This is a genomic window from Citrobacter sp. wls708, assembly GCF_005281255.1.
Classification (GTDB): Bacteria; Pseudomonadota; Gammaproteobacteria; order Enterobacterales; family Enterobacteriaceae; genus Citrobacter; species Citrobacter werkmanii.
This window is the reverse complement of record NZ_SZXE01000023.1, coordinates 397,623-419,062: the sequence shown is the minus strand read 5'-3', so window position 1 is coordinate 419,062 and position 21,440 is coordinate 397,623. Positions and strand designations below refer to the sequence as shown.

General features: G+C 53.9%; 20 protein-coding genes. 8 read left to right on the top strand and 12 right to left on the bottom strand.

Annotated features, from left to right (window positions below; genetic code table 11):
- Positions 1-30 precede the first annotated feature (30 nt).
- The 5 genes from pcnB (at position 31) to panD (ending at position 4,280) form a co-directional block, all read left to right on the top strand.
- A complete protein-coding gene (pcnB, locus tag FDW97_RS17525; protein ID WP_204525718.1) occupies positions 31-1,425 on the top strand; it encodes a polynucleotide adenylyltransferase PcnB in 1,395 nt (464 codons plus the stop codon).
- Positions 1,426-1,535: 110 nt separating this feature from the next.
- Entirely contained in the window at positions 1,536-2,027 is a 492-nt protein-coding gene (gene folK / locus FDW97_RS17520) for a 2-amino-4-hydroxy-6-hydroxymethyldihydropteridine diphosphokinase (protein ID WP_085048291.1), read from the top strand.
- 120 nt (positions 2,028-2,147) lie between these two features.
- Positions 2,148-2,939 carry a 3-methyl-2-oxobutanoate hydroxymethyltransferase gene (gene panB / locus FDW97_RS17515; protein ID WP_023993177.1) on the top strand — a complete coding sequence of 264 codons (792 nt, stop codon included), beginning with the start codon at positions 2,148-2,150 and terminating at the stop codon, positions 2,937-2,939.
- A gap of 11 nt (positions 2,940-2,950) precedes the next feature.
- Positions 2,951-3,805: a pantoate--beta-alanine ligase gene (gene panC / locus FDW97_RS17510; protein WP_038637327.1), complete on the top strand. Its 855-nt coding sequence runs from the start codon at positions 2,951-2,953 to the stop codon at positions 3,803-3,805.
- Positions 3,806-3,899: 94 nt separating this feature from the next.
- A complete protein-coding gene (panD, locus tag FDW97_RS17505; RefSeq protein ID WP_023178331.1) occupies positions 3,900-4,280 on the top strand; it encodes an aspartate 1-decarboxylase in 381 nt (126 codons plus the stop codon).
- Positions 4,281-4,286: 6 nt separating this feature from the next.
- Here the strand turns inward: panD and FDW97_RS17500 are convergent, their stop codons facing one another.
- The 4 genes from FDW97_RS17500 to FDW97_RS17485 all read right to left on the bottom strand — a co-directional run bounded on the left by FDW97_RS17500 (position 4,287) and on the right by FDW97_RS17485 (position 7,820).
- Positions 4,287-5,516: a polysaccharide deacetylase family protein gene (locus FDW97_RS17500; protein WP_087857674.1), complete on the bottom strand. Its 1,230-nt coding sequence runs from the start codon at positions 5,514-5,516 to the stop codon at positions 4,287-4,289.
- 66 nt (positions 5,517-5,582) lie between these two features.
- A complete protein-coding gene (locus tag FDW97_RS17495) occupies positions 5,583-6,023 on the bottom strand; it encodes a PTS sugar transporter subunit IIA (RefSeq protein WP_038637318.1) in 441 nt (146 codons plus the stop codon).
- Positions 6,024-6,126: 103 nt separating this feature from the next.
- A complete protein-coding gene (locus FDW97_RS17490) occupies positions 6,127-6,897 on the bottom strand; it encodes an ABC transporter permease (RefSeq protein ID WP_038637314.1) in 771 nt (256 codons plus the stop codon).
- The gene (locus tag FDW97_RS17485; RefSeq protein WP_038637310.1) at positions 6,894-7,820 is read right to left on the bottom strand and encodes an ABC transporter ATP-binding protein; all 927 of its coding nucleotides are present in this window, start codon (positions 7,818-7,820) and stop codon (positions 6,894-6,896) included. The genes FDW97_RS17490 and FDW97_RS17485 overlap by 4 nt, the downstream gene beginning before the upstream one ends.
- Before the next feature lie 108 nt (positions 7,821-7,928).
- Here FDW97_RS17485 and can point away from each other — a divergent pair, with 108 nt between their 5' ends.
- Positions 7,929-8,591 (top strand): carbonate dehydratase, encoded by a 663-nt coding sequence (can, locus tag FDW97_RS17480; protein ID WP_038637306.1) that lies wholly within the window; start codon positions 7,929-7,931, stop codon positions 8,589-8,591.
- Between the two features lie 93 nt (positions 8,592-8,684).
- Here the strand turns inward: can and hpt are convergent, their stop codons facing one another.
- Entirely contained in the window at positions 8,685-9,221 is a 537-nt protein-coding gene (gene hpt / locus FDW97_RS17475; RefSeq protein ID WP_042312274.1) for a hypoxanthine phosphoribosyltransferase, read from the bottom strand.
- 203 nt (positions 9,222-9,424) lie between these two features.
- Between hpt and FDW97_RS17470 the strand changes: the two genes are divergently transcribed.
- The gene (locus FDW97_RS17470) at positions 9,425-11,815 is read left to right on the top strand and encodes a glucose/quinate/shikimate family membrane-bound PQQ-dependent dehydrogenase (protein ID WP_137351385.1); all 2,391 of its coding nucleotides are present in this window, start codon (positions 9,425-9,427) and stop codon (positions 11,813-11,815) included.
- Between the two features lie 85 nt (positions 11,816-11,900).
- Here FDW97_RS17470 and cueO read toward each other — a convergent pair whose 3' ends face one another.
- Positions 11,901-13,511, bottom strand: coding sequence for a multicopper oxidase CueO (gene cueO, locus FDW97_RS17465; RefSeq protein WP_137351384.1), 1,611 nt, complete (start codon positions 13,509-13,511; stop codon positions 11,901-11,903).
- Between the two features lie 153 nt (positions 13,512-13,664).
- Between cueO and FDW97_RS17460 the strand changes: the two genes are divergently transcribed.
- Positions 13,665-14,012, top strand: a complete 348-nt coding sequence (locus FDW97_RS17460) for a YacC family pilotin-like protein (RefSeq protein WP_003018667.1) — start codon at positions 13,665-13,667, stop codon at positions 14,010-14,012.
- A gap of 10 nt (positions 14,013-14,022) precedes the next feature.
- Here FDW97_RS17460 and FDW97_RS17455 read toward each other — a convergent pair whose 3' ends face one another.
- From FDW97_RS17455 to acnB, 6 genes are all read right to left on the bottom strand, one after another.
- Positions 14,023-14,790, bottom strand: coding sequence for a DeoR/GlpR family DNA-binding transcription regulator (locus tag FDW97_RS17455; RefSeq protein ID WP_038637298.1), 768 nt, complete (start codon positions 14,788-14,790; stop codon positions 14,023-14,025).
- Positions 14,791-14,799: 9 nt separating this feature from the next.
- Positions 14,800-15,783 (bottom strand): D-threonate 4-phosphate dehydrogenase, encoded by a 984-nt coding sequence (locus FDW97_RS17450; protein ID WP_085048296.1) that lies wholly within the window; start codon positions 15,781-15,783, stop codon positions 14,800-14,802.
- Positions 15,773-17,044 (bottom strand): D-threonate kinase, encoded by a 1,272-nt coding sequence (locus FDW97_RS17445; protein ID WP_085048297.1) that lies wholly within the window; start codon positions 17,042-17,044, stop codon positions 15,773-15,775. The genes FDW97_RS17450 and FDW97_RS17445 overlap by 11 nt, the downstream gene beginning before the upstream one ends.
- Positions 17,041-17,994 (bottom strand): 2-keto-3-deoxygluconate permease 1, encoded by a 954-nt coding sequence (locus FDW97_RS17440; protein ID WP_038637287.1) that lies wholly within the window; start codon positions 17,992-17,994, stop codon positions 17,041-17,043. Before FDW97_RS17440 ends, FDW97_RS17445 begins: the two co-directional genes overlap by 4 nt.
- A gap of 180 nt (positions 17,995-18,174) precedes the next feature.
- Positions 18,175-18,537, bottom strand: coding sequence for a protein YacL (gene yacL, locus FDW97_RS17435; RefSeq protein ID WP_038637284.1), 363 nt, complete (start codon positions 18,535-18,537; stop codon positions 18,175-18,177).
- Positions 18,538-18,711: 174 nt separating this feature from the next.
- Entirely contained in the window at positions 18,712-21,309 is a 2,598-nt protein-coding gene (acnB, locus tag FDW97_RS17430; RefSeq protein WP_069324043.1) for a bifunctional aconitate hydratase 2/2-methylisocitrate dehydratase, read from the bottom strand.
- Positions 21,310-21,440 lie beyond the last annotated feature (131 nt).

Genomic DNA, 21,440 nt, shown 5'->3' with positions numbered 1-21,440 from the left:
GATTGAAGTTTGACACTACCGAGGTGCACTATTTTTACCCGAGTCGCTAATTTTTGCCGCAAGGTGCTAAGCCGCGAGGAGCGCGAGGCCGAGCTTGCCGTCGCCCGTCCACATATGACGGTAATCCCGCGTGAGCAGCACTCAATCTCCCGCAAAGATATCAGTGAAAATGCCCTGAAGGTAATGTACAGGCTCAATAAGGCCGGATACGAGGCATGGCTGGTTGGCGGGGGCGTGCGCGATCTTTTGCTGGGCAAAAAGCCAAAAGATTTTGATGTCACCACTAACGCAACGCCGGATCAGGTGCGAAAACTGTTTCGCAACTGTCGTCTGGTCGGTCGCCGTTTCCGCCTTGCGCATGTGATGTTTGGCCCGGAAATTATCGAAGTGGCGACCTTTCGCGGCCATCATGAAGGCAGCGAAGCCGATCGCACCACGTCGCAACGCGGGCAAAACGGTATGCTGCTGCGCGATAATATCTTTGGCTCCATTGAAGAAGATGCCCAGCGTCGCGATTTCACGATCAACAGCCTGTATTACAGCGTGGCCGATTTCACCGTGCGTGATTACGTCGGTGGCATGCAGGATCTCGAAGAAGGCATCATTCGCCTGATCGGTAATCCGGAAACGCGCTATCGCGAAGATCCCGTACGTATGCTGCGCGCCGTGCGCTTTGCCGCCAAGCTCGACATGCGTATCAGCCCGGAAACCGCAGAGCCGATCCCGCGTCTGGCAACGCTGTTGAACGACATTCCTCCCGCACGCCTGTTTGAAGAAGCACTCAAGCTGTTACAGGCGGGCTATGGGTATGAAACCTATAAAAAACTGCGTGAGTACAGCCTGTTCCAGCCGCTGTTCCCAACCATTACGCGCTACTTCACCGAAGATGGTGACAGCCCGATGGAACGCATTATCGCCCAGGTGCTGAAGAATACCGATAACCGCATTAACAATGATATGCGCGTTAACCCGGCGTTCTTGTTCGCCGCCATGTTCTGGTATCCGTTACTGGAAGCCGCGCAGAAAATCGCGCAAGAAAGCGGTCTGGCCTATTACGACGCTTTCGCACTGGCAATGAATGACGTACTCGACGAAGCCTGTCGCTCGCTGGCAATCCCGAAACGATTAACCTCGCTGACCCGTGATATCTGGCAGTTGCAGTTACGCATGTCCCGTCGTCAGGGCAAACGCGCCTGGAAGCTGATGGAACATCCGAAGTTCCGCGCCGCCTACGACCTGCTGGCCTTGCGTGCAGAAGTGGAAAACAACGCCGAGCTGCAGCGTCTGGCTCAATGGTGGGGTGAATTCCAGGTTTCAGCGCCGCCGGAGCAAAAAGGCATGCTGAACGAGCTGGATGAAGAGCCTGAACGTCGTCGTCATCGTCGCCCACGTAAACGCGCGCCACGCCGCGAGGGATCCGCGTGACCAATCGCGAATACCCAATGGATTTCGGGTTGCATCAAGGCGGCGACACAGCGAACTCCCGGGAGCGTACATCAGTACGTGACTGGGATGAGCGAGGAAAGCCAACACAGATGCAGCTTGAAAGACGACGGGTATATATCGCTATTGGCAGCAACCTCGCCTCCCCGCTGGAACAGGTGAATGCTGCCGTACAGGCGATCGGTGAAATTCCCGACAGCCGCATTGTGGCCGTCTCTTCATTTTACCGCACACCGCCATTAGGCCCACAGGATCAGCCCGATTACCTGAACGCCGCCGTGGCGCTGGATACCGCTCTCGCCCCAGAAGAATTGCTTAACCATACCCAGCGCATTGAGCTGCAGCAGGGGCGTGTGCGCAAGGCCGAACGCTGGGGTCCGCGTACGCTGGATCTCGACATTATGCTGTTTGGCAATGAAGTGATTAACACCGACCGTCTGACCGTGCCGCACTACGACATGAAAAACCGGGGCTTTATGCTGTGGCCGCTGTTTGAGATCGCCCCTGATCTGATCTTTCCGGATGGTATCAGCTTGCATCAGCATCTCACCGATCTTGGTGCGGCAAAACCCGTCCACTGGTAAAACATAGCCTCCCCTTTAGCGTTTACTGCTTTAGCGCCAAACGATTGCTTAAATCAATTGCCCCCCTGAATGTGACTGTTAGAATGCCGGTAAATATGACTTTCATCATCAGGAAATGTTATGAAACCGACCACCATTTCGCTGTTACAGAAATGCAAACAGGAAAAGAAACGCTTCGCCACCATTACCGCGTACGATTACAGCTTCGCCAAATTATTCGCCGATGAAGGCATCAACGTGATGCTGGTGGGCGACTCACTGGGCATGACAATTCAGGGGCACGACTCCACCCTGCCGGTCACCGTGGAAGATATCGCCTACCACACCCGCGCCGTTCGCCGTGGCGCGCCGAACTGCCTGCTGCTCTCCGACCTGCCGTTTATGGCTTATGCCACGCCGGAACAGGCGTTTGAAAACGCGGCCATCGTGATGCGTGCGGGGGCCAATATGGTCAAGATTGAAGGCGGCGCATGGTTGGTTGATACGGTGAAAATGCTCACCGAACGCGCCGTCCCGGTTTGTGGTCATCTGGGGCTGACGCCGCAATCGGTGAATATCTTCGGCGGCTATAAAATTCAGGGCCGCGGCGACGCCGGGCAGGTACTGCTGGATGACGCGCTGGCCTTAGAAGCGGCAGGCGCTCAACTGTTGGTGCTGGAATGCGTGCCGGTTGAACTGGCGAAGCGCGTTACTGAAGCGCTGTCGATTCCGGTGATCGGCATCGGCGCGGGCAACGTCACCGATGGTCAGATCCTGGTAATGCACGATGCGTTTGGCATCACCGGCGGTCATATTCCAAAATTCGCGAAAAATTTCCTTGCCGAAGCGGGCGACATGCGCGCCGCCGTACGGCAGTATATGGCAGAAGTGGAGTCCGGCGTTTATCCGGGCGAAGAACACAGTTTCCATTAAGGAGTCCAGGTGTGTTAATTATCGAAACCCTGCCGCTGCTGCGTCAGCATGTCCGTCGTCTGCGCCAGGAAGGCAAACGCGTCGCATTGGTTCCCTCTATGGGCAATCTGCACGACGGCCATATGAAACTGGTTGATGAGGCAAAAGCCCGGGCTGATGTGGTCATCGTCAGCATTTTCGTCAATCCGATGCAATTCGACAGACCGGAAGATTTGGTGCGCTATCCGCGCACGCTGCAGGAAGACTGCGAAAAACTGAACAAGCGCAAAGTCGATTATGTTTTTGCTCCAGCCGTTGAGGAAATCTACCCGCAGGGGCTGGAAGGCCAGACGTACGTTGATGTTCCCGGCCTCTCTACCATGCTGGAAGGCGCCAGCCGTCCGGGCCACTTCCGCGGCGTCTCAACTATCGTCAGCAAGCTGTTCAACCTGATCCAGCCGGATATCGCCTGCTTTGGCGAGAAGGATTTCCAGCAACTGGCGCTGATTCGCAAAATGGTCGCCGATCTGGGCTACGACATTGAGATAGTCGGCGTGCCGATTATCCGCGCCAAAGATGGTCTGGCGCTCAGCTCGCGTAACGGGTATCTGACGGCAGAGCAGCGTAAAATCGCCCCAGGATTATACAAAGTGATGAGCGGCATCGGCGAAAAGTTACAGGCCGGTGAGCGTGACCTGGACGAGATGATTGCCATTGCAGCGCAAGAACTGAATGAAAAAGGCTTCCGCGCCGACGACATTCAGATCCGCGATGCCGACACGCTGCTTGAACTCACCGAAAACAGCAAACGTGCGGTCATTCTGGTCGCCGCATGGCTGGGACAGGCGCGTTTGATCGATAATCAAAGCGTTACATTAGCCCAGTAGACAGGGGTTAAAAATCGGGCAATACTGCCTGAGAATTTCCAAAGCAGGCTTCAAGCGCCTGCTTAGCCAAGATAAACGACAGGGTATAGAAGTTATGATTCGCACCATGCTGCAAGGCAAGCTCCACCGCGTAAAAGTCACGCAGGCGGACCTGCACTACGAAGGTTCCTGTGCCATTGACCAGGATTTCCTCGATGCCTCCGGTATTCTGGAAAACGAAGCGATTGATATCTGGAACGTGACCAATGGGAAACGTTTCTCAACCTATGCGATTGCGGCTGAACGCGGCTCCAAAATCATCTCGGTGAACGGTGCGGCGGCGCATTGCGCTGAGGTTGGCGACATTGTGATTATCGCCAGCTTCGTCACCATGTCTGATGAAGAAGCCCGGACATGGCGGCCGAAAGTGGCCTACTTTGAAGGCGACAACGAAATGAAGCGCACCGCGAAAGCTATTCCGGTCCAGGTTGCCTGATAGTCCTTACCCCTGCGGCTGATTGACGATCAGCCGCGACATCGTTTCCAGCGAATCCGTGCGTAAAATATACAGCCTTTTGAGCAGCATCGGATTATCGCCCGGCTTCACCTTCCCTCTCACCGTGGTTACCGCCATGTGAAATCCCGCATCGCCCGCCGCTTTTACCGCCGTGGCGTTATAACCGCCAAACGGATATGAAAGATACAGGACGTGAGGATTGAACTGGGACAGCGCCCGCCGCGAACGGGCAAAATCGAACAGAATGTTGTGATAGTTGCGGCTCAGCAGGATCGGCCGATGATGAGCGTCCACTCGATGTAAAAAATGGGTATGCGACTGGAAGTCAAACACATCCCTGATCCCATTCAGTTCAGAGACGCTCATAAACTGTAGCGATTTCGGATCCCACTTCTGCGGATGGCGCTTAATGCGTGACGAGATGATAAACGCCGTCGCCTTCATGCCGTTCTGTTTCAACACCGGATAAGCATAACGACTCACCGACTTCAGACCATCGTCGAAAGTCAGCACCACCGCCCGCGCCGGGAGGTTCATATTGTTGCGTACATAGCCTTCCAGTTGATACATCGTCAGCGTCGTGTAGCCGCGATCGTGTAGCCAGGCCATCTGGTTGCTAAAAGCGCGTACGGAGGTTGTGGTGGAGGTGTGACGAAAGCGGGTATTCTCTTCATCACGCAGAATATGATGATAGGTTAACACCGGGATGCCGTTATCTTCCTGCGCATCCAGAGCACTGATATAGGCCAGTCTGCCGCCAATGCGGATCTGGTACCACGTCTGGTTGAGTCGGTCTTTAAGCTTACTGATTATGGGATAGCGCAGATTATCCGCCAGCACGCCAAACGGGGCGCTACCGACATCCGGGGCATTATAAACCAGTGTATCTTTCCAGGTAATCAGGCTTTGATTGCTGAGGGGTTTATTGAGATCGCCCAAACCATCGTCAACTTTCTGCCGCCCCTGAACAGGCTCCAGATGCCCCTTATCAATAAACCCGGTACCAAAGCCAAAGGTGAATTCGTAATAGTCAGCCGCTATCGGCTCTACGGCAAGGATCTGCCCGGCGCGAACATTCCCCACCGTCACCATTTTGTCACCTATCTGCGCCCACACGGCAGCCGCTTCGGTAGTTTGCATGTAGCGAGCAGGCAAAGCCGCAGCTACGCTGCCAGAAGACAGGAGCAACAAAATAAGCACAACGCGCATAACCATATGAGATAACCGAACCGAGGCGAGAAACCTCGGCTATTGTAGCAAAAGCGCCATCAATACCAACGATTAATACTCGTACAAATCATGCTTCAACACGAAGGGGGGATTTTTTTGTTGTTGATGCCAGAGGCTTGAGACTTCCGGCCCGCCAAGCGTAACAATGCAATCGCGAAACGCAGAGCTGCTCATTGATTCCCGCGACGAAAGCATTCGCTCAAGCAATGAATAGCTGATACCTGAAATCACTTCACACTGGGGGTGTTTGTGGCTCATTAACGAGGCCACGCGGTACGGTGCGGCCCCCGCGGTATCCGTCAGGAAGATCACGCCCTCGCCTGAGTCAGTAGCATGCAGGGCGTGACACATCATGCGGCTCAGCATATTTGAGCTGAGCCCACGCCAAAAACTTACCGCCTGGCATTGGGCCAACGGGCCGTGCTTCTGCTCCAGACGATGCAGCATATCCTGTGCCTTATCGTCATGACAGGTAATTACCCAACCTAACATTGCCTTCCTCCTTAGCAGGCAAGTAGTTTATCAATGTGATAAATCCATAATGGTGATAAGCGTCAAAAGTCTTCCTCTCCCGAGCAGAGAGAGGAAGAAAGAATTAACTGCGCAAACCGCGTCCACGCTGGATCAGGTACCAGCACAGCAAATAAAACACCGCGATGAACACCACCAGCACGCCAAACGTGGTGACCAGCGGAACATCATGGATACCCAGGAAGCCGTAGCGGAATCCGCTGATCATGTAGACAATTGGGTTCAGGTGCGACAGCCCCTGCCAGAACGGCGGCAGCAGCGTTAACGAATAGAATACGCCCCCCAGGTAGGTCAGTGGTGTTAGTACGAAGGTTGGGATCAGGCTGATATCGTCAAAGGTTTTGGCGAAGACTGCATTCAGTAAGCCCGCCAGCGAGAACAGTATCGCGGTCAGCACCAATGTGAGCGCTACAAACACCCACGAATGTACCTGGAACGGCACAAAGAACAGCGATACCGCGGTAACCAGAATGCCCACGCACAGCCCGCGCGCCACGCCGCCGCCGACAAAACCAGCGATAATGACGTGCGTCGGTACCGGAGCGACCAGCAGTTCTTCAATATTGCGTTGAAACTTGGCGCTAAAGAATGACGATGCCACGTTAGCGTACGAGTTGGTGATTACAGCCATCATAATCAGCCCCGGTACAATAAACTGCATGTAGCTAAAACCATGCATTTCGCCGATACGCGAGCCAATCAAATTACCAAAAATAATAAAATAGAGCGTCATGGTGATGACGGGAGGAACCAGAGTCTGGACCCAGATACGCATAAAGCGGTGGATCTCTTTCGCCCAGATGCTTTTCAGCGCAACCCAATAAAGCTGCATCATGCGCGATCTCCTTGTTTTTCATGCACCAGAGAAACAAACAGTTCTTCCAGTCGGTTCGCTTTGTTACGCATACTTAATACCTGAATACCCTGGGCGCTCAGTTGTGAGAACACGCTGTTAACCCCTTGCTCACGCAGAACTTCCACTTCCAGCGTCGAGGTATCAACCAGACGATACTGATACCCTTCCAGTTTTGGCAGCGGGCTTTTCGGCGCCAGATCGAGAATAAAGGTTTCTGATTTCAGTTTAGAGAGCAGGCTCTTCATGGAGGTATTTTCCACCAGCTCGCCGTGCTGAATAATACCGATATTGCGACACAGCATTTCCGCTTCTTCGAGATAGTGGGTGGTCAGAATAATTGTGGTGCCTTTGTCATTTAAATCTTTTAAAAAGCCCCACATTGAACGACGTAGCTCAATGTCGACGCCCGCCGTCGGTTCGTCGAGAATCAACAGCTTTGGCTCATGCATCAGCGCACGAGCGATCATCAGACGACGTTTCATCCCGCCGGAAAGCATACGCGCACGTTCGTTACGCTTTTCCCACAAGTCGAGCTGTTTTAGATATATTTCGCTACGCTTAACGGCTTCTTTATGCTCAACGCCGTAGTAACCTGCCTGGTTGACCACGATCTGCTGCACGGTTTCAAACGGGTTAAAGTTAAACTCCTGCGGCACCAGACCAAGCTGACGTTTAGCGTTAACCGTATCTTTATCGAGATCGTATCCGAAGACGCTTACCCGTCCGGAAGTTTTATTCACCAGCGAACTGATAATGCCGATGGTGGTGGATTTACCTGCGCCATTCGGTCCCAAAAGCGCATAAAAATCACCCGCTTCGACTTGCAAATCTATGCCGCGTAGCGCCTGCACGCCACCGGGATAGGTTTTCTTAAGTTCTTGAAGTTCCAGAGCAATGGTCATGGTTTTTTACTTACCTTACGTTCTGACATTTCATATATAGTTTAATTAATGCTGGAGTTACCCTATATTAGCCCATCGAATTTATCTGGTTTCGGGTCGTACAACTCCATGAAAGACATAGATACACTCATCAGCAACAATGCACTATGGTCAAAGATGCTGGTAGAAGAGGATCCCGGATTTTTTGAAACGCTGACACATGCGCAGAATCCACGTTTTCTATGGATTGGATGTTCCGATAGCCGCGTTCCCGCTGAACGATTGACCGGTCTGGAACCGGGCGAATTATTCGTCCACCGTAATGTTGCCAATCTGGTTATTCACACCGACCTGAACTGCCTCTCAGTGGTTCAGTATGCGGTGGATGTGCTGGAAGTGGAACATATTATTATTTGCGGCCACTACGGATGCGGCGGCGTCCAGGCGGCTATTGAAAATAAAGAACAGGGGCTGATTGATAACTGGTTACTGCATATTCGCGATATCTGGTTTAAACACAGCTCACTGCTGGGCGAAATGCCGCAGGAACGCCGCATGGACACCCTGTGCGAACTGAATGTCATGGAGCAGGTCTATAACCTGGGTCATTCAACGATTATGCGATCCGCCTGGAAGCGCGGTCAGAAAGTCACGATTCACGGCTGGGCCTACGGTATTCATGATGGCCTGCTGCGCGATCTCGACGTCACCGCCACCAGCCGCGAAACGCTGGAGCAGCGCTATCGCCAGGGCTTATCTAACCTCAGCCAGAAACACTGCAACCATAAATAATGTGACATTGCCGGGAGGCGGCTATGCCTTACCCGGCCTACAAACCTGCGCCCCAGGCCTGATAAGCGAAGCGCCATCAGGCACTCCAGCCAATTACTCGTCCAGCAGCACTACTTTGCCAACGTACGGCAGATGGCGATAACGCTGGGCATAGTCAATGCCGTAGCCGACCACAAACTCATCTGGAATAGAGAATCCGATAAACTCAACCGGCACATCCACTTCACGACGGGAAGGTTTATCCAGCAGCGTACAGATAGCCAGGGATTTCGGCTCGCGCAGGCTCAGAATCTCACGCACTTTAGACAGCGTGTTGCCGGAGTCGATGATGTCTTCAACAATCAGCACGTCTTTGCCACGAATGTCTTCATCCAGGTCTTTCAGGATTTTAACATCACGCGTGGTAGACATTCCGCTGCCATAACTGGATGCAGTCATGAAATCGACTTCGTGGGAGACATGCACTTCACGGCACAGGTCCGCCATAAACATAAATGAGCCGCGTAACAGACCAACCAGCACCATATCGCTGCCGCTGTCCTTATAACGTTCGTTAATCTGACGTCCCAGTTCAGCAATACGCGCTTTGATCTCCGCTTCCGGGATCATGACTTCAACAGTATGTTTCATATCTCTAACCATATGATTTAAAAACAAATCACTCAATGCTTACTTTTAATAAGCGAGCATCTAAGCGCAAGGCACGCAGTATACCAGCAAAAGCATTCATCCGCGGCATCTGTTGATAAAGTTCATTGTGTGACAATCATCACGCGTTTTAACTCCTATAATTAACTGCTATTAAAGAAATAACACCTGTGATGGTATTTTTTATGGCAAATAACAACATACGATCCCAACGACTTATCGTGACACTGAGTGCTCTGTTCGCCGCACTTTGTGGACTCTATCTCCTGATTGGCGGAGGCTGGCTGGTCGCCATCGGTGGCTCCTGGTATTACCCTATTGCGGGTCTGGCCATGCTCGGCGTGGCCTTCCTGCTATGGCGTAGTCAACGCTCCGCGCTTTGGCTGTATGCCGTCCTGCTTCTCGCCACTATGATTTGGGGCGTATGGGAAGTTGGGTTTGATTTCTGGGCATTAACACCGCGTAGCGATATCCTGGTCTTCTTCGGTATCTGGCTGATTCTGCCGCTCGTCTGGCGCCATCTGCTCGTACCTTCCAGCGGTGCGGTAACAGCGCTGGTCGTCGCACTACTGATTAGCGGCGGGATCCTGACCTGGGCGGGTTTCAACGATCCGCAGGAAATACACGGCACGCTGAGCGCGGATACCACCCCGGCCGAAGCAATTTCACCGGTGGCCGACGAGGACTGGCCCGCTTACGGGCGCAATCAGGAAGGTCAACGCTACTCACCGTTAAAACAAATTAACGCCGACAACGTACATCAATTGAAAGAAGCCTGGGTATTTCGTACCGGTGATTTAAAACAGCCGAACGATCCGGGTGAAATCACCAATGAAGTCACGCCGATCAAAGTTGGTGATACGCTCTATCTGTGTACCGCCCACCAGCGTCTGTTTGCACTTGATGCAGCGAGTGGTAAAGAGAAGTGGCATTTCGATCCCCAACTTAATACCAACACCTCTTTCCAGCACGTGACCTGTCGCGGCGTTTCTTATCATGAAGCACGGGCCGATAACGCCAGCCCGGAAGTGGTTGCTGACTGTCCGCGCCGCATCATCCTGCCGGTGAACGATGGCCGTCTGTTTGCCCTGAACGCGGAAACCGGCAAGCTGTGCGCAACCTTTGCCAATAAAGGCATCCTTAACTTACAGACCAACATGCCGGATACCACGCCGGGTCTGTATGAGCCGACGTCGCCGCCCATCATTACTGATAAGACCATCGTGATTGCCGGGTCGGTGACCGATAACTTCTCCACCCGCGAAACCTCCGGCGTTATCCGTGGTTTCGATGTGAATACCGGTAAGCTGCTGTGGGCGTTCGACCCAGGCGCCAAAGATCCCAATTTCATCCCGTCAGATGAACATACGTTCACCTTTAACTCACCAAACTCCTGGGCCCCTGCGGCCTATGACGCGAAGCTGGATCTGGTGTATCTGCCCATGGGCGTCACCACTCCGGACATCTGGGGCGGTAACCGCACGCCGGAGCAGGAACGTTATGCCAGCGCCATCCTGGCGTTAAATGCCACTACCGGGAAGCTGGCCTGGAGCTATCAAACCGTTCATCACGATCTATGGGATATGGACTTACCGGCGCAGCCGACGCTGGCGGATATCACCGTTAAAGGGCAGAAAGTCCCGGTCATTTACGCCCCGGCGAAAACCGGTAACATCTTCGTGCTCGACCGCCGTAATGGTGAACTGGTGGTACCTGCCCCTGAAAAACCGGTGCCGCAGGGCGCAGCCAAAGGTGATTACGTCAGCAAAACCCAGCCGTTCTCCGATCTCACCTTCCGTCCGCAGAAAGATTTGAGCGGCGCGGATATGTGGGGCGCCACCATGTTCGACCAGTTGGTGTGTCGCGTGATGTTCCACCAACTGCGTTATGAGGGCATCTTCACCCCGCCTTCAGAGCAGGGCACGCTGGTGTTCCCTGGCAACCTGGGGATGTTCGAATGGGGCGGCATCTCCGTTGATCCTAACCGTCAGGTGGCGATTGCCAACCCAATGGCCTTGCCGTTTGTATCGAAGCTGATCCCACGCGGCCCAGGCAATCCGATGGAGCCGCCGAAAGATGCCAAAGGCACCGGCACAGAATCAGGGATTCAGCCACAGTACGGCGTGCCGTTCGGCGTCACGCTGAATCCGTTCCTGTCGCCATTTGGCCTGCCGTGTAAGCAGCCAGCCTGGGGCTACATCTCCGCCGTGGATCTGAAGACCAATGAAGTGGTGTGGAAAAAACGTATTGGCACACCGCAGGACAGCATGCCGTTCCCAATGCCGGTTCAGGTGCCGTTCAATATGGGAATGCCAATGCTGGGGGGGCCTATTTCCACCGCCGGTAACGTGCTGTTCATTGCCGCGACCGCCGACAACTATCTGCGCGCCTACAACATGAGTAACGGTGAGAAATTGTGGCAAGGTCGTCTACCGGCAGGTGGACAGGCGACACCGATGACCTATGAAGTGAATGGCAAACAGTATGTGGTGATCTCCGCCGGAGGTCACGGGTCGTTTGGCACGAAGATGGGCGATTATATCGTGGCGTACGCGTTGCCGGACGAGGCTAAATAACTGAAAAGCCCGGTGGCGCTATGCTTACCGGGCCTACGGATGCGACATACAGGCCGGGTAAGGCGAAGCCGCCACCCGGCTTTTTTTATACCGTGAATCCGAGCATCATGCCGGTATCTTCATGCTCTAACAGATGGCAATGCGCCATATAGGCATGCTCTTTCGGCGCATTGTGGTCAAACTTCACCAGCACCTCGCTGACGCCGCCTTCTACCCGTACCGTGTCCTTCCATCCCGCGCGGTGCGCGGCAGGCGCTTTGCCATTCTCAGACAAAATGCGGAACTGGGTGCCGTGAATATGGAACGGATGCAGCATCATGTCGCCCTGACCAGAAATCACCCAGCGCTCATGCTGACCTTTCGCCGCGGCGAACATGGGTTTATTCATATCAAACGCCAGACCGTTAATCCGGTTGGCATTATGGAAATCAAATGATCCCGCCTGCTTCATGTTGCCATGCTGCATATTCCCCATGTTGCCATGGTTCATATTGCCATGATTCATCTTCCCGTGGCCCATATTGTCATTATTCATATGGTCCATCATCTTCCCATGATCCATACCCGCCATCGCCTGACCACCGTACTTCTTCATCAGCATTTGCATGCCCATCATGTCGAGCATCGGATCCATAGACAGCTGTAGTTTGCGCACCGTCAGGCCATCCAGTGACGGCAATGACGGCATGGATGTCAGCGAATCAGGCAGCGTTGCGGAAGCGGTAATCAACAGCGGCTGAATGCGCATCACCGGGTGCGGCTTATCAAATGGCGCAACCGCCATCCCCATCTGGCTGACAGGAAGAGTGACCAGATCAAACGCCTTACCGTCGCTCACATCCACCAGCACTTCAAAGCGCTCGCCCATCAGCATGGGAAGTTCAGTTACTTTGACCGGTTCAGCCAACAGTCCACCATCGCTGGCAATAACGTACAGAGGACGATTGTCGCTGGCGGCAATATTCAGCGAGCGAGCGTTACAGCCGTTCAGCAGGCGCAAACGCAGCCAACCGCGCGGCGCGGCATGCTGAGGATAAATCGCGCCGTTGGTCAGCAGCGTATCGCCAAACCAGCCGACGGCAGCGGTCATCATGTCCAGTTGATAGTTGATCTGTCCATCGGTGGAAAACTGCTTATCCTGAATAATTACCGGCACATCATCTATGCCCCACTGCTTCGGCAGTAGTAGTTTGTGAATCTCTTCATCTTCAATCAGCACCAGTCCGGCCAGCCCCATCGCCACCTGACGACCGGTTTTGCCATGCTGATGCGGGTGGAACCAACAGGTTGCTGCCCGTTGATCCGGGGTGAAAGTGACAGAGCGTTTCCCGCCTGCCGGGATAATACCTTGCGGCCCACCGTCAACTTCACCAGGAATTTCCAGTCCGTGCCAGTGCAACGTCGTCTCTTCGGCAAGCTGGTTGTGGATATCCACCGTCACCGATTGCCCTTTGTTCAGCTTTAGCGCCGGTCCGAGCAAATTGCCGTTATATCCCCACGTCGTGGCGGTTTTACCTGCAAAGCTCGACTGCCCGACTTGTGCAATCAACTGAATGCGATTAGAAGCATCGGCGGTTAACAGGTCTGGAATGGGCAATGCCGGACGGTCGGCGGCAAATACGCTACGGCTCCATAGAGGTAATGCTGACGCGACGCCCAGCGCCACGGAGTACTTTAAAAAGTCACGACGTTGCATAATCACTTCCTTATATTCAGCAGCTTAAGCAGGCTATCTTTTAAGCATAAGCCTTCCCCTTACGGGAAGGTCAAGTAAACGGCTAATAATAAAGGTCGTCGCTTCGCTCGCAGTGTGCTAACGTTTAAATTCCGTGATGCAGTGGTAGAAGCAATGAAGACGTTTTTCAGAACAGTTTTGTTCGGCAGCCTGATGGCCGTATGCGCAAATAGCTACGCGCTGAGCGAGTCCGAAGCCGAAGATATGGCCGATTTAACGGCAGTTTTTGTTTTTCTGAAAAATGACTGTGGTTACCAGAATTTGCCAAATGGGCAGATCCGTCGCGCACTGGTCTTTTTTGCCCAGCAAAACCAGTGGGACCTGAGTAATTACGACACCTTCAACATGAAGGCGCTAGGTGAGGACAGCTATCGCGATCTCAGCGGTATCGGCATCCCAACGGCAAAAAAATGCAAAGCGCTGGCGCGTGATTCCCTGAGCCTGTTGGCTTACGTTAAATAATCCACCGCCGTTACTCTGGCTGTACCAGCGTCAGGGCCACGGATTGCGCTTTTAATTCAGCCTTTGCGCCTTGCGGTAAATTCACATCGGTAACAATATCAGTAAAGCGGCTAAGCGGCGCGACGTTAAATAACGAATGCGCGCCATACTTACTGCTATCCGCCAGTAATACCTTCCGTTGCGCATTGGCAATAATTTCTTGCTTCAGTCCCGCTTTGTCTTCCGTTGGCGTGGTCACCCCCTTGTCCATGCTCCAGGTGTTACAGCTCATAAAGGCGATATCGGGATAGACGCTACGCAACATTTTCCGTCCAAACTCACCAATGCAGGACTGACTGCTGTCATCAATGCGCCCACCAACTATCGTCACTTCTATCTGGCGGAATTCTGATAAAAACAGGGCAATATGCAGATCAACAGTAATGACGCGCAGCGGCAAATGGGTCAGACATTTTGCCAGCTCCAGCATTGTGGTACCGGCATCAAGCACCACGGCATCGCCAGCATGCACCATTGAGGCGGCAAAACGCGCAATCGCCCGTTTCTCAGCGGGCGATCGCAGTTGCTTTTCATTGGTGGTCGGCTGCGCCGCTTCAAAACGTCGCAGGGCAACACCGCCGTGGCTACGGCTGATCACGCCCTGTTCATCCAGCTTGATGAGGTCGCGTCTGATTGTTGCTGGAGAGGCGTCAACCGCCTCAACCAGTTGCTCCACGGTAACCAGCGTATGATTTTTCAAATACGCCACAATCTTATCCAGACGGTGTTGGCCTTTCATAACAGTAAATTACGCCAGTTGCATTGCCAGTTTGATCGATACGGCCATGCTCTCAGATTTTGCTTTTCCCGTCCAGGCGATATCAAATGCCGTACCGTGATCGGCTGAGGTACGAATAAACGGCAAACCTGCTGTGATATTTACCCCATCATAAAAACCAAGCAACTTAAGCGGGATATGACCCTGATCGTGATACATCGCCACCACCATGTCGTACTGGCCTTCATAAGCCTGCAAAAACACAGTATCCGGCGGGCACGGTCCGTATACATTCATCCCCTTCGCTTTCATATTCTCAATCGCAGGCCCGACAATGCGGATTTCCTCATCACCAAACAGGCCATTCTCACCGGCATGTGGATTCACCCCCGCGACGGCAATACGCGGATGCGCAAAACCGACGCGCTTCAGGAAGGTATCGGCAATGCCAATCACCGTTTCAACACGTTGCCCATTGAGCGTATCGAGAAATTTGCGCAAAGCAATATGCGTGGAAACATGGATGACTTTCAGCTTGTCGGTGTAGAGCACCATGGCGTAATCACGACTTTCCGTCAACGTTGCCAGTAGTTCCGTATGTCCGGGATAATTGTGTCCGCCAAGATGTAATGCTTCTTTATTCAACGGCGCGGTCGCAATGGCGTGCACATCGCCCTTCATCGCCAGTTCCGTCGCCCGTTTTACACAGCGATAGGCCAGATCGCCTGCCTGCGCCTGCACTGTTCCCGGGACCAGTTCGTCGGGTTGCGCCAACGGTTCATCAATCACATGAATCGTACCCGGTTCGAATCGGGCATCAGCAACCTTTTCGATTGCGCGGAATGTCACCCCTTCAGCCAGCCCCTGGGCCTGTAATCGCTGCAGAGTTTGCAGGCACCCAACCACCACCAGCGGGGCGCCATTAAGGTCATCTTCACGCAGTGCTTTAACAATAATTTCCGGACCAATCCCCGCCGGATCTCCCATCGTAATCGCAATAGTTTTAGTTACCACGGTACATCTCCTCAATAAAATAAAGCGCATCACAAAGGGTCGTGTCGGAACCGAATCCACCCGCTTTGGTGATCACTGGCAAGTCATCAATCTCGCTGTTCACAAATGTTCCACACGGAATACAGGGGGCAACCTCACTTTGAATGCGATACCCTTCTGCCCCCAGCGCACTGGCGACCGCCGTAGCAATATCGCCTCCGGTCAGGAACAAACCGCCGATACGCGCCCGCTCAATAATCCGCAATGTTATCTCTCCAAGACGCCGACTCAGCAGCTCTCCCAACTGTTGCCGGCTCATCCCCAGGTTGGCGCACAGCGAGTCGATCATATTCCGGTCTTCTGCACGCCGACTGGTGCGCAAGATCGTGTGCTGTTGCTGGCTCAACTGCGCGCAAGCCTGTTCAACAACAGAGGCCATTTCCTGCTCAAATGACGATGCAGACAATCGCGCGGCATCGATTTCAACCACCGTTGCCCGGCCCTGGCACAACGCTTTTTCCACCTGACGTCGCGTTGCTTCGCTCATTGAGCCCGCCACGACCAGCACCGGTAATGCCTGCTTTTCTTGCATAAACGTTCCGGCAGGTAAGGCATTGGCAAGCCCTGCCGCCCCGACCAATAACGGCATCTGTTTTTGTTCGCAAACAGCGTGTGCGATTAGCGACAGATCTCGCTCTTCCACTGCATCTACAACCACCATGCATTCGCCTTCTGTCGCAAAAGCGCGAAGCAGCGCACTTAAGCTTCCCCGACGCACATCCGATAGCGACACCTCATGTACCGGGATATCGCTTTGCAACGCGATCAGCTCAGCAATACGAGAAGAGTGAATGGGCGTTTTTGGATCGCTGGCAAATTCCGTCTCTAACAGCGGCACGCCATGTACCAGACATAATCCATCCTGCGTGGTACGCCCGGCAGCAGGGATCGCTGCCGCAATCACGGCCAGCGTCCGACCAGCAGCACGCATCGCTGAGGTGACTTCGGCCCCGACATTGCCCCGGAAAGTAGAGTCGATTTTTTTGTATACCAGCGGTGTTACTGCTTCTTCACACCATGGCGCTAACGCCTGTTGTACAGCTGCAGCGGCCTGCATTGCAGGCATCGCCCGACTTTCGGTGTTGATGACCAGAACATCGGCGCGACGAGAGGGTTTCTGCGCAGGTGTGAGCATGACCTCCGTACGTGCGCCTTTTTTCGCCAACTGTACGCCGGTATCGTTAGACCCCGTAAAATCATCGGCGATAACGATCATTTTCATGCTTTGTTCTCCTGAACTGCCTGGCGCGCCTGCTTTTTCGCCACCCACGAGGTAAGAATTGGCGTCAGAATAGCGGTCGTGATGACTGACGCTGCGATCAACGGCGCAGCCGCAGCAGCAACCTCTGCCAGCGATGGATCGGCTTGTGCTATCGCCAACGGCGTCGCTACCGCGTTCCCTGCAGTACTGGATGCAGCAGCACCAGCAATACCACTCCCTCCGACGAGACGGTCGGCGCGAATGTTAAAGAAGCCGCCAACAAAGGTGGTCAGCACCCCCAACAGAATGCCCGCCAGACCGCCCTGCAGCAGCATTTCCAGGTTAATACCGGCCCCAAGCGCAAAGGCAAAGAAAGGAATGAGCAACGGACCGCCTTTGGTCAGGAAGTCACGCATATTGGCATCGAGGTTACCGAGGATCATACCTACCACCAGCGGTACCAAAACCGCCACCAGCGCCATGATAGGAATATTTGCCATACCCGCCGCGCCCAATGCGATCATGGTAAAGAAAGGCCCATCATTCAGTGACAAGATAGAGATCGCACCGACATCACGTTCGTTGCCAAACTCCCCCACCAGCGCCGCATAAAGCCCGCCATTGGAGTTACTCATTGCCGCAATAATGGCAACACCGCTTAAGCCAAAGATACCTTCCGCGCCAAACAGATGTTCAACCCCGAGACCAATCGCGATTGCGACAAGTAATTTTGTCAGCGTAATCGTACCGCCTTGTAACAAAGCTTGTGGCGCCGCCTTTACGCTAATCCCTGCGCCCATGCAGAGCAGGAACGCGCCGATTAGGGGAGCTGCACCATTTTTAAATAAAGCAGTGGTGAATCCACCAATCTGCAACGCCTGCGGGGCAAAAGTGTTGATAATGGCACCGATAACCAACGGCACAACCATCATGCCGCCGGGTACACGTTCTATTGCCTTCTTGATGTTCATGGTCTTCCCGCCTGTTGTTATGTTGTGATTAAATAAAATCATAACGATTATATTCAATCAAAATAAAAGCGCAAACGCGGCAAATCACAGTTTAATAATGATCAATAAAAATCAAATAATCATTTTTGTGAAAAAAAAGCCGGGTTCGTCTCACCCGGCTTGATTGATATCTGAAATTTCTCAGGATTGATGGACAAATTCACGGTACGCCGCGACCACTTGCAGAAAATCCTCTACGCCGCAGAGCGAAAAGCTCTCTTCGTCGTAGTAGCTCATCCCCTCTTCCATTTCATCGCCTGAGAACTCAAGCTGATTGGCGCGAATCATCACCTCTTCGCCATCCAGCCAGAGCGTGTATTCATGCCCTGCTCGCTGCCAGGAGCGCTCACTGCCCTTAACCGCACGCGCCGCCTGTTCCACTTCATCAAGTAAGGCCAGGTTCTCTTTCACTTCTTCATTAAACCAGTGCCCCACCACCTCGTGGCCCATGGACATACGCACTTTTACCACTCCGGTAATATCGCGCAGAAATTCGTAATCCATAATGTCTTCCTCTGCTCCCGGCAATGCGCCAATACCGCATTGCGCCTTGCTGTAATTATCGCAGCAGCGCGGCAGAAAAAAAGCGTAGCGGGTATAAGGAATAGAAATAAAAATGCCCGGAGAAGCAGACTTCTCCGGGCATTGATGCGTTTTTACACAAAACGCGTTAGCGCATTAGACTGCGGTCTGGAAAATCACGCCGTCCGCTTTCTCGGTGTACTGAGAAAGCTGGTCGAAGTTCAGATAACGGTAGGTATCCACCGCCGTCTTATCCACCTGCGCCACATAGGTCTGATACTCTTCCGCTGTAGGCAGTTTGCCAATCAGCGCCGCAACCGCCGCCAGCTCAGCAGAAGCCAGATAGACGTTTGCCCCGGTACCTAAACGGTTCGGGAAGTTACGGGTAGAGGTCGATACCACCGTTGCGCCGTCAGCCACACGCGCCTGGTTACCCATACACAGGGAACAGCCAGGGATCTCAATACGCGCGCCGCTCTTACCAAACACGCTGTAGTAGCCTTCTTCGGTCAGTTGCGCCGCGTCCATACGGGTCGGCGGAGCCACCCACAGGCGCGTCGGCAGTTGGCCTTTGTGCGCATCCAGCAGCTTACCAGCGGCGCGGAAGTGGCCGATGTTGGTCATGCAGGAACCGATGAACACTTCGTCGATCTTCTCGCCCTGCACGTCGGACAGCAAACGCGCGTCGTCCGGATCGTTCGGCGCACACAGGATCGGCTCTTTGATATCCGCCAGATCGATGTCGATCACCGCCGCGTATTCCGCGTCAGCATCGGCTTCCAGCAACTGCGGATCCGCCAGCCATTTTTCCATGCCCTGCACGCGACGTTCCAGCGTACGACGATCGCCGTAGCCTTCTGCAATCATCCACTTCAGCAGCACGATGTTGGAGGTCAGGTACTCGATAATCGGTTCTTTGTTCAGCTTGATGGTACAACCGGCAGCGGAACGCTCGGCGGACGCATCGGTCAGTTCAAACGCCTGCTCGACTTTCAGATCCGGCAGACCTTCAATTTCCAGGATGCGGCCAGAGAAGATGTTTTTCTTCCCTTTCTTCTCCACGGTCAGCAGGCCCTGTTTAATTGCATACAGCGGGATGGCGTGTACCAGATCGCGCAGAGTGATGCCCGGCTGCATTTTGCCTTTGAAGCGCACCAGAACGGATTCCGGCATATCCAGCGGCATCACGCCGGTCGCGGCAGCAAACGCCACCAGACCAGAGCCCGCCGGGAAGGAAATACCAATCGGGAAACGGGTATGGGAGTCACCGCCAGTACCGACGGTATCCGGCAGCAGCATGCGGTTCAGCCAGGAGTGGATCACGCCGTCGCCCGGACGCAGCGACACACCGCCGCGGTTCATGATGAAGTCTGGCAGCGTGTGGTGCGTGTTCACGTCTACCGGCTTCGGATACGCCGCAGTGTGGCAGAAGGACTGCATCACCAGGTCAGAAGAGAAGCCCAGACACGCCAGGTCTTTTAGTTCATCACGGGTCATCGGGCCAGTGGTATCCTGGGAACCCACGGAAGTCATCTTCGGTTCGCAGTACGCGCCCGGACGGATACCTTTCACACCGCAGGCGCGGCCAACCATTTTCTGCGCCAGAGAGAAGCCGCGGCTGCTTTCCGCCACGTCTTTCGCCTGACGGAAAACGTCTGAGTGCGGCAAACCCAGCGCTTCACGCGCTTTGGTGGTCAGGCCACGACCGATAATCAGCGGGATACGGCCGCCGGCGCGGACTTCGTCGATCAGCACGTCGGTTTTCAGTTCAAATGTCGCCAGCAGCTCACCGGTTTCGTGGTTGCGCACTTCACCGCTGTAAGGGTAAACGTCAATCACGTCGCCCATGTTCATGTTCGACACGTCGACTTCAATCGGCAGCGCGCCCGCATCTTCCATGGTGTTGAAGAAGATAGGCGCAATTTTGCCGCCGAGGCACAGACCGCCGCCGCGCTTGTTCGGCACATGCGGGATATCATCGCCCATGAACCACAGTACGGAGTTGGTCGCCGATTTACGGGAGGAACCGGTGCCGACAACATCACCGACGTAGGCCAGCGGGTAGCCTTTTTTCTGTAATGCTTCGATTTGTTTGATCGGGCCAACGACGCCCGGCTGATCCGGGTCAATGCCTTCACGGGCGTTTTTCAGCATCGCCAGGGCGTGCAGAGGGATATCCGGGCGTGACCACGCATCCGGGGCCGGAGAGAGGTCATCAGTGTTGGTTTCACCCGTCACTTTAAAGACGGTAACGGTGATTTTTTCAGCAAGCTGAGGACGGTTCAGGAACCATTCGGCATCAGCCCAGGACTGCATTACCTGCTTCGCATATTCGTTGCCCGCTTTGGCTTTTTCTTCTACATCGTAGAAGTTATCGAACATCAGCAGCGTTGAAGAGAGCGCTTTGGCAGCAATCGGCGCCAGTTTTGCGTCGTCCAGCGCATCGATCAGCGGATGAATGTTGTAACCACCCTGCATGGTGCCCAGCAGTTCAATGGCTTTTTCTGGCGTGACCAGTGGGGAGGTGGTGTCGCCTTTCGCGACAGCAGCGAGAAAACCGGCTTTAACATATGCGGCTTCATCTACGCCAGGAGGAACGCGGTTGATCAACAGGTCTAACAGGAATTCTTCTTCGCCCACAGGCGGGGTCTTCAGCAGCTCGACAAGTGCGGCCATTTGGGTTGCGTCTAAAGGTTTGGGCACAATCCCCTGGGCAGCACGCTCAGCTACGTGCTTACGGTATTCTTCTAGCACGACGATATCTCCTCGCTCTCATTGTCATAATGCGGCGCTTTTGTTGATGGGCGATTCTCTTCACGCTCCTGTGAGACAGTAGTTAGTAGGGTAAATGCCCGGTACCGCATAAGGCACAATAACAGGATTTT